The following is an 8,081-nucleotide window of genomic DNA, read 5'->3' as shown; positions in this document are numbered from 1 at the left end:
GGCCTCGGCCCGGCCGGGCACGACAAGCGTGCCGCCCGCCTGCTGCACGCCGCGCCCGGGGCCGCTGACGATCCGCATGAGGCGGCCTTGGTACGGGATTTCCGCCCCCGGGCCGACGAGGACATCCTCGGGCCGCTTGCCGAGCTGGCGGCGCAGCCAGCCGGCCTTGTCCCGGGCAAAGGCCAGCGCTTCATCCTCCGCCACGCCGCGGGGCAGCGTCAGCGTCACGCGCCCGTCCAGCCCCGAAACGCGCAGCGAAATCCGCCGCGCCCGCGCCGAGCGGCGCAGGGTCAGGGCAACCGGGGGGTTGCCGGGAAGAACGTGATGGCCCATATGCCCTCGCCGTGACGCCCCGCGCGGCCCTGCGCAAAGGCTTTGACACCTTACACCGCTTATGGCAGGTGGCGCGGATCGTCTGCAAGACTCGAGAGTTGCAAGAGGGATTTCCCATGCCCAAGGAAGAATGGGGCGTGAAGCGCGTCTGCCCGACCACCGGCAAGCGCTTCTACGACCTGAACAAGAATCCGATCGTCAGCCCCTATACCGGCGAGGTTGTCGAGGTCGATACCGGCAAGTCCCGGTCGATCACCGCCGACACGGAGGATGCCGAGACCAAGAAGGCGAAGTCCTCGGACTCCAACGTCGATTCGGACGTGCTGGAGGATGATGTCGATGTCGATCTCGGCGACGACGTGCTCGAGGATGACGACGATGACAACGTGTCGCTGGACGACATCGCCGACGTGTCCAACGAGGACAACGAGAGTTGAGGCCCGCGCGGCGGGATTTTCCGCTTGATCCCGCCGGGCGCTTTGCCTAGATACCGGCGCACGGCGATCCGGAACGGGCGCCGCCAAACGGGGCCTTAGCTCAGCTGGGAGAGCGCTTGCATGGCATGCAAGAGGTCAGGGGTTCGATCCCCCTAGGCTCCACCATTTCCCGTGTCACATCCAGACCTTGTGCCGGCTTCCCACTCGGGTGCAGCGCGCCGGTGCATGCATGCGCCCCGCTGGGCGCGGCATGACCGGGGCGCGTGCCGTATCCGGCCCGATATCCCTGCCAATTCCGCCTTGTTTTCCGCAGTCAACACCGTTAGACGGATCGGCGGAGACGTGGCCGAGTGGTCGAAGGCGCTCCCCTGCTAAGGGAGTAGGCCCGAAAGGGTCTCGAGGGTTCGAATCCCTTCGTCTCCGCCATCACGCTTAAACTTTGGATTTTTGTGGTTGGAAAGGAAATGGGTCTTTCTTTCCGCGGGGTGCATTCCGGAGTGCATCGCGCCCGCTTGGGCGGGTCAGCTTGGCGGGCGGCTGACATGAAGTGTCCCGCCGAACTTCGTGGCCCCGCTTATACGACAAGCTCCTCCAGGTTGACACGCTGTTAGTGCGCTGAGTGGGCCGGCCGGCCCGCAGCTACCAGGCATGACCGACACCATCCGCCGCCTCATCAGGCACCACTGACCGGGATTGGCCTGGTTCCGAAGCCAGGGGTGTGCGTAGTTCACGGCCCGTTATGTCTCGGATGCCCGCGGACGACCTGCGTCAGTCGAGTTCGCTGCACTTGTACGCGGATTTGGCCAACCATTCGGGATTGACCTCGACCCCCCAGCCGGGCGCGTCGGTGACAACAGCCTGGCCGTCGCTGACCCGGTATGGATCGTTCCGAAACAGGTCGCGTTGCCAAGGGTAATAGTCGGGCCCCTCGATGGAGAACTCGAGATAGCGGCCGGCATTGGGAATGGCGCGCAGCATGTGCATCGTGAACAGGGTCACCAGAGAAAGGTTCGCGCAGTGGGGGGTGCACGGCAGGCCGGCGGCGTGGCCCATCCGCGCCACCTCCATGCTGCGCACGATGCCGCCAAGGTACAGGATATCGGGTTGGAGGATGTCCACCGCCCGCATCGCGATCATCCTTTTCCACTGCTGCAGGTCCCAGTCCTGCTCGCCGCCCGCGACATCGATGTTCAGCGCGCGCGTAACCTCGGCCGTCTGCTCAAGGATCCAGTAGGGGCAGGGTTCCTCGAAATGCTCGTAGTCATTGTCCTCGAGCATCTTGCCCACCTCGATGGCGCGGGCGGTGCCGAAGCCAGAATTGGCGTCGACCAGCAGCGCCGCGTCGTCGCTCATCGCCCGCCGGATGGCGGGAATGATCGCCTCCGTCCGCCCGGGCCATTCATCGCGGTCCTCGCCGCATTCCGCCCCGACCCGCACCTTGAAGGCATCGATGCCGTCCCGGTCGCGCAGGGCCGCCAGGCGCGCCGCCTCGTCTTTTGGCGCGATGTCGCGCCGCATCGAAGAGGCGTAAACGCGGACCGGTCCGGCGGATCCGCCGAGCAATTCAGTCACGGGCTTGCCCGTGGCCTTGCCGCGCAAATCCCATACCGCCGTGTCCAGCCCCGCCATCGCGCGGCGCAGGTAACTGCCGGGAAACTTGTGCTCGCGCAAGGGGATCTCGCCGATCACGGCCTCGAGCGCGTCTGTCCCGCGCCCCAGCGTCCAGGGTGCGACTTGGCGGTGCAGTATCTCGCAGGAGAGATCGCTGTTGTAGGTCGCGACCTGGCCCCATCCATTCGAGCCGTCCTCGGCCGTGACACGGACAAAGCCGATCAACGGGGTGCAGAATGTCTCGATCCTTCGGATGCGCGGGCCATTATCCTCGCGGCCGGGATCATGGCTGCGCGGCACGGCGCCAGAGGTGGAATAGGGGGTGCTCATGCCGCGTCCTGCAGGATCAGGTCGGCCGCGCGATGGGCCAACATCATTGTCGGTGCGTTGGTATTGCCGGAGGTAATGTTGGGAAACACCGAAGCGTCGACCACCCGCAGCCCGTCCATGCCGTGCAGCTTCAGCCGCGGACACACCACCGAGCTTTCGGGCTCCGCCCCCATGCGGCAGGTGCCGACGGGGTGAAAAACGGTGCTGCTTCTTTGCCGGAAATCGGCAAGCAGCTCCTGGGAATTCATGCTCGTCAGGTCGGCCTCCATGGCGCTGTCCACCAGTTGCCGCAAGGCCGCGGTGTTTATCAGGCGTTGGCAAAGCCTGCCACCCGCGATGACCTGCTCGACGTCTTTCTCGGTTGCAAGGGAATTGGGCCGGATCACGGGCGGCGCATCCGCGGCGTTGGCACTTATGTCAATGCGTCCGCGGCTGGTGGGGCGCGCCGGCTGGAACCCAAGCATGAAGCCGGGAAAGGAATCGGGTTGTACCACGGTGCGCTTGCCCTTGGGCGTCGTGGTATAGGTGACAGGGTTGAAGTAGAGTTGTTGATCGGGTTGGCCGAGACCCGGTGCAGAGCGAAAGTAGCCACCGCACTGGTTCACCGACAGCGCCAATGGTCCGCGCCGGGCCAGGGCATACCGGATCGCCGCCCGCAGCTTGCCCGTGAAAGGACGCAGGGCATTGTTCAGCGTGGGTTCGGTGGCGCGGAAATAGTAGTTGATGCCAAGATGATCCTGCAGATTGCCGCCGACATGCGGTGCATGCACCAGCGGCGTGATCCCGTGGGATTTCAGCAACTCGGCAGGGCCGATGCCCGAAAGTTGCAGCAAGCGCGGAGACGTGATCGACCCCGCCGACAGGATGATCTCGCCCCTTGTTCGATACGAAACGGCCTGCCCGTTCTGGCGGGCATGAACCGTGACAGCGCGGCCGTCTGAAAACCCGATCCGTTCGACCAGAACGCCGGTTATCAGGGTGACGTTCGCCCGCTTCAGGGCAGGGGCGAGGAAGGCGCGGGCAGAGTGCATCCTGCGCCCGCCGCTGGTGTTGATCCGGTAGGCCGCCGCGCCTTCGCTGCCGGTGCCGTTGATGTCAGCGGTGACGGGATGACCAAGTTCCCGCGCGGCGTTGAAGAAGTGCCGGTTGGCCGGGTGGATCTGGTCCGCCACATCCTGCACGTGCAGCGGGCCGTTTCCCCGTCGCGTGCCGTCAGCGTCAGACCGCGTTTCCATCGCTTCATAGGTCTCCAGGGCCGTCGACCAGCCCCAGCCCGTCGCCCCCGCGGCTTCCCAGTCGTCGAAATCCCGCGGCAGCCCGCGGGCATAGACCAGAGCGTTGATCGCGCCCGACCCGCCGACCACCTTGCCCCGCGGCCAGTATCCCTTTCGACCGCCGAGCGTCTCTTCGGCCTCGGTTTCGTATTTCCAGTTCACGCGGGGGTCGAAAAACGTCTTTCCATACCCGATCGGCAGTCCGATCCACGGTGACCTGCCCCGATTTCCCGCTTCCAGCACGAGAACCCTGTGGCGCCCCGACGCGCTCAATCGCTCCGCGAGAACGCAACCGGCCGATCCTGCGCCGACGATGATGTAATCGTAATCGTTCACACGTCGCTCCCGGCTGCATGAGCCCTGTCAGAAAGGTCTGGCACGACCGCGTAGCAAAACCGCCCCGGTGTCTTCAATCGGTTTCGCGAACGCGGGGCTTCGCGGCGCCGTCGCGAAGCGTCTTTGTGGGCCACCACGTCCGTCGCGATCTTGTCGTGCAGTGCCCTCACCTGCGCCTTGCAGCGCGGGCTTTCATGTTGGGGGGCGACGGGATAAGACGCGGGCATGATCTCCCTTACCGGCCTGGCCGACGTGTTCTCGCATGATTTCGATGCGGTGATAGATGTCCGCAGCCCCTCGGAGTACGCCGAGGATCACGTCCCCGGTGCGATCAACCTGCCGGTCCTGGATGACGCGGAGCGCGCACGGGTCGGCACGATCTACAAGCAGGAATCGCCCTTTCGCGCGCGCAAGATCGGGGCGGCACTGGTGTTCCGCAATGCGGCGCATCACGTCGAGACGGCGCTGAGCGCGCATGACGGCGGCTGGCGGCCGCTCGTCTATTGCTGGCGGGGCGGGCAGCGGTCGGGCGCCTTTGCCTGGATGCTGCGCGAAATCGGATGGCGCGCGGAAACGGTGGAGGGGGGATACAAGGCGTTCCGCCGGCTGATCGTGCAGGCGCTTTATGACGCGCCACTGCGTCACCGGCTGGTGCAGCTGGGCGGATACACAGGGACGGCCAAGACCGAGCTCCTGACGCTTCTGGAGCGCCGCGGCGTTCAGGTGCTGGACCTCGAGGATCTGGCGCGGCACCGCGGCTCCATCCTCGGTGGCCTCGGCCGCGTGCAGCCGAGCCAGAAGGCGTTCGAAACCGCGCTGTCCAGCGCGCTTTGGCGTCTCGATCCGGCGCGGCCCGTGATCGTGGAGGCCGAGAGCAGCAAGATCGGCGCCCTCAACCTGCCGCCGTCGCTGTGGCAGGCGATGTGCGCCGCGCCGTCGATCGAGGTGACGGCCCCGCTGGAGGCGCGGGCGCGCTATCTTGCCGGGGCCTATGCCGATGTGCTGGCCGATGGTGCGGCGCTGAAGGCCAAGCTGGCGCCGTTGCGGCGCTTTCGGGGGCACGCGGTGGTCGACGGCTGGTTCGGGCTGATCGATTCGGGTGACCGCGTCGCGCTGTGCCGGGCGCTTGCAGCCGACCATTACGACCCCGCCTATGAGAAATCCGCCCGCGACTCGCGGCGCCGGGTGGCGGCGACCGTCGCGACCGATGCGTTGACGCCCGTGGCGCTGGACGACACCGCAGCGCGGATCGAGGCGGCGCTTCAGACGATATCGACCTGACCGCGATGCCCTGTCGTGCGGCCGATAACGGCCGCCCGGTAGCCCGCGGCGCGCAACCGCGTCAACAGGTCTTCGGGGTCGCCCTCAACGGCGGCGAGCAGGCCGCCGCCGGTCTGCGGGTCGAACATCAGTGCGCGTCGCGCGTCATCGGCCGCGGCGGGATGGCCGTGGGCGTTTTCCGCGAAGAGCGACGACCGCACGCCGCCCGCCGACAGCTCCAGCGCGCCGGCCATCAGCGGCACCGCCCCGGACCAGAGCTCGGCCCCGACGCCGGAGGCGGCGCAAAGGGCGGACAGGTGCCCGGCAAGCCCGAAGCCGGTGACATCGGTCATGGCCGTGGCCCCGGCAAGCACGTCGGCCGCGCCGCCCTGCGGTTGCGCCATCCAGTCCAGCGCGGTGGCCACGTCGGCGCCCCGGGCCCTGCCCTCCATCTCTGCTGCCATGATGACGCCGCTGCCGATGGGTTTGGTCAGCACGAGGGGCTGGCCCGGCGATGCGCCTGACAGCGTGATTGGCGCGTGCTGGCAGATCCCGGTCACCGTGAAGCCGATGGTCAGCTCGTCCCCTTGCGTGCTGTGGCCGCCGACGATGTCCGCGCCCGCATCGGTGATCATGTGGCGCGCGGCCTGCATGATCTCGGTCAGCGCGCGCTCGGCCAGCCGCGGCGACTGCCGCGGCAGAATGACCGAGGCCAGCGCGGCCTGCGGGGCCGCGCCCATCGCCCAGATGTCGCCCAGCGCGTGAACGGCGGCGATCCGGGCCATGGTGACCGGATCATCGACCATGGCGCGCAGGTGATCGGTGCTGATGACCTGCCGCATGCCGCCCGTCACCAGCAGGCCCGCATCGTCGCCCAGCCCGGGCGCCCCGGTACTCTGCAGCGCCGGGTTCAGCGCGGCCGCCCCGACCTTGGCGCCGCAGCCGCCGCAGAAAGGCTTGCCGCCTTGCGCCTCGGCAGCGCCAGCGGCGCGTGGCCATGGCAGGGGCGGGGGCGCGGCACGGCGATCCCGTGCGAAGCCGTCCATGAAACGGCGGTCGATGCGGTCCTTGAGCCGCCACAGCCACGGCGCGGCGAGGGCGATGCCGAAACGTTCCCCGAGCGCGGATTGCCCGCCCAGCGAGACGAGCTTGAGGTAATCGCGCTGCGGCCGATAGGGTCGCTGCCCGCCCGTCCCGGCCAGCGCGCAGCGCAGGTTGTTCCACAGCACGGGCGCCTGACGCACGGCATAGACACCGGCCTTCGGGCGCGGTGTTGCGGTCATCGCCGCGCAGTCACCGACGGCGAAAATCGTCGGGACGGAACTGCGCAGGCGTGAATCCACCGGTATGAAACCGCTTTCATCGGTCAGGCCGGTGGTGGCCAGCCACGGATGCGGACGTGCGCCGGCCGCGCCGGTGACGAAATCGGCCGGCAGGATCCGGCCATCGTCCAGTACGACGCCCTCGGAGGTAACGCGGGCCGGCGCGGTGCCTTCTTGCAGCGTGACGCCCTGCCGCGAGAGCGCGGCGCGCAGGCGCCGGGCGGCCATCCCCCCAAGCGCGGCAAAGGCGCGGTCACGCTCCAGCAGCGTGACGTCCGCCGCCCGGCTGTCCTTGCGCATGGCGTGCGCCATGGCCATCGCGAGTTCCGCCCCGGCGACGCCGCCGCCGATCACGACGAGGCGCGCCGGGCCACGCCCCGCGCGGAATGCCGTCCATGCGGTGGCGAAAGGCCCGAGCGGCTTGGCGGGCATGGCGTGCTCGGCGAAACCCGGCAGATCGGGCATCGCGCTGGTGATCCCGATGTCGATCGAGGCGACGTCGAAGCAGATATCGGGGCGCCCCTCGACCCGTACGCAGTGCGCGGTCGTGTCAATGCCGCAGGCGCGGCCCAGAACCAGGCGCGCGCCGGCGCGCCGCGCCAGCCGAACCAGGTCGATATCCAGCGCCTCGCGCGTGTAGTGGCCGGCAACGTGTCCCGGCAGCATTCCCGAATAGGGCGCCGTGGGGCCGGGATTGACCAGTGTCACCCGCGCGCCGGGCAGCGGATCCATCGCCCAGCGTTTCAGAACGAGGGCATGTGTGTGCCCGCCGCCGATCAAAACGAGGTCCCGCGTCGCGGGAATGGAACTGGTCTGCATCGCGATACCCTCTGGCGCCGGCCGGTGGCATTCCCCCTGGCGGGCGCCCGGCGTTTCGTGACCGGCCCCGTGCGCAAAAGCCGGCAGGTGCGCGCAGATCGGCGCGATCAGGTTGCGATGTCAAGGGCGGCGAGCAGGTCGGGAATCTTCTTCTTGACGGCGAAGAAGCCGCGCGTGGCGTGTGGCCAGACCAGCGCATCATAACGCCGGCGGATCCGGTGCAGCGACAGCCCGGCCGCTTCGAGCGCAGGCTGGACCCGCGACAGGCGCTCGGCGACCGGCCCGACCGGGGCATAGCCGGTCACGACGGCGCGCACGCCCGCCGCCCGTGCCGCGGCGATGATCGCCTCGGCCCAGTC

General features: G+C 68.3%; 6 protein-coding genes, 2 tRNA genes and 1 pseudogene. 4 read left to right on the top strand and 5 right to left on the bottom strand.

The genetic code is table 11. The features are described from left to right. Nucleotides 1-333, bottom strand: a 333-nt coding sequence (locus ACH13J_RS17800) for a YgjP-like metallopeptidase domain-containing protein (protein ID WP_397544693.1), incomplete at its 3' end; no start/stop codon positions are given. Nucleotides 334-449: 116 nt separating this feature from the next. Between ACH13J_RS17800 and ACH13J_RS17795 the strand changes: the two genes are divergently transcribed. The 3 genes from ACH13J_RS17795 to ACH13J_RS17785 all read left to right on the top strand — a co-directional run bounded on the left by ACH13J_RS17795 (nt 450) and on the right by ACH13J_RS17785 (nt 1,196). Next, a complete protein-coding gene (locus ACH13J_RS17795) occupies nt 450-770 on the top strand; it encodes a TIGR02300 family protein (protein WP_397544692.1) in 321 nt (106 codons plus the stop codon). Between the two features lie 89 nt (nt 771-859). Beyond that, a tRNA-Ala gene (locus ACH13J_RS17790) sits at nt 860-935 on the top strand. A gap of 171 nt (nt 936-1,106) precedes the next feature. After that, nucleotides 1,107-1,196: transfer RNA gene (locus tag ACH13J_RS17785), tRNA-Ser, on the top strand. 342 nt (nt 1,197-1,538) lie between these two features. Here ACH13J_RS17785 and ACH13J_RS17780 read toward each other — a convergent pair. Together ACH13J_RS17780 and ACH13J_RS17775 are read right to left on the bottom strand one after the other, a co-directional pair. Further along, entirely contained in the window at nt 1,539-2,711 is a 1,173-nt protein-coding gene (locus tag ACH13J_RS17780; RefSeq protein ID WP_397544691.1) for an enolase C-terminal domain-like protein, read from the bottom strand. Continuing rightward, nucleotides 2,708-4,321 (bottom strand): GMC family oxidoreductase N-terminal domain-containing protein, encoded by a 1,614-nt coding sequence (locus tag ACH13J_RS17775; RefSeq protein ID WP_397544690.1) that lies wholly within the window; start codon nt 4,319-4,321, stop codon nt 2,708-2,710. The genes ACH13J_RS17780 and ACH13J_RS17775 overlap by 4 nt, the downstream gene beginning before the upstream one ends. Nucleotides 4,322-4,546: 225 nt before the next feature. Between ACH13J_RS17775 and mnmH the strand changes: the two genes are divergently transcribed. Further along, nucleotides 4,547-5,602: a tRNA 2-selenouridine(34) synthase MnmH gene (mnmH, locus tag ACH13J_RS17770; RefSeq protein ID WP_397544689.1), complete on the top strand. Its 1,056-nt coding sequence runs from the start codon at nt 4,547-4,549 to the stop codon at nt 5,600-5,602. Here mnmH and selD read toward each other — a convergent pair. Both selD and ACH13J_RS17760 read right to left on the bottom strand, forming a co-directional pair. Continuing rightward, a complete protein-coding gene (selD, locus tag ACH13J_RS17765) occupies nt 5,584-7,722 on the bottom strand; it encodes a selenide, water dikinase SelD (protein WP_397544688.1) in 2,139 nt (712 codons plus the stop codon). The two genes, mnmH and selD, sit on opposite strands and share 19 nt — an antisense overlap. 107 nt (nt 7,723-7,829) lie before the next feature. Next, nucleotides 7,830-8,081, bottom strand: a pseudogene (locus ACH13J_RS17760) (FAD-binding domain-containing protein); the annotation flags it as partial.

Origin of the sequence: Roseovarius salis (assembly GCF_044472985.1) — a bacterium.
Lineage (GTDB): Bacteria > Pseudomonadota > Alphaproteobacteria > Rhodobacterales > Rhodobacteraceae > Roseovarius > Roseovarius salis.
The sequence above is the reverse complement of the archived record's forward strand: the minus strand, read 5'-3'. Positions and strand labels throughout refer to the sequence as shown.

Excerpts from the sequence above, each read along its gene's own strand:
- selD (WP_397544688.1), bottom strand. The coding sequence starts at position 7,722 with ATGCAGACCAGTTCCATTCCCGCGACGCGGGACCTCGTTTTGATCGGC.
- ACH13J_RS17795 (WP_397544692.1), top strand. The coding sequence starts at position 450 with ATGCCCAAGGAAGAATGGGGCGTGAAGCGCGTCTGCCCGACCACCGGC.
- ACH13J_RS17780 (WP_397544691.1), bottom strand. The coding sequence starts at position 2,711 with ATGAGCACCCCCTATTCCACCTCTGGCGCCGTGCCGCGCAGCCATGAT.
- mnmH (WP_397544689.1), top strand. The coding sequence starts at position 4,547 with ATGATCTCCCTTACCGGCCTGGCCGACGTGTTCTCGCATGATTTCGAT.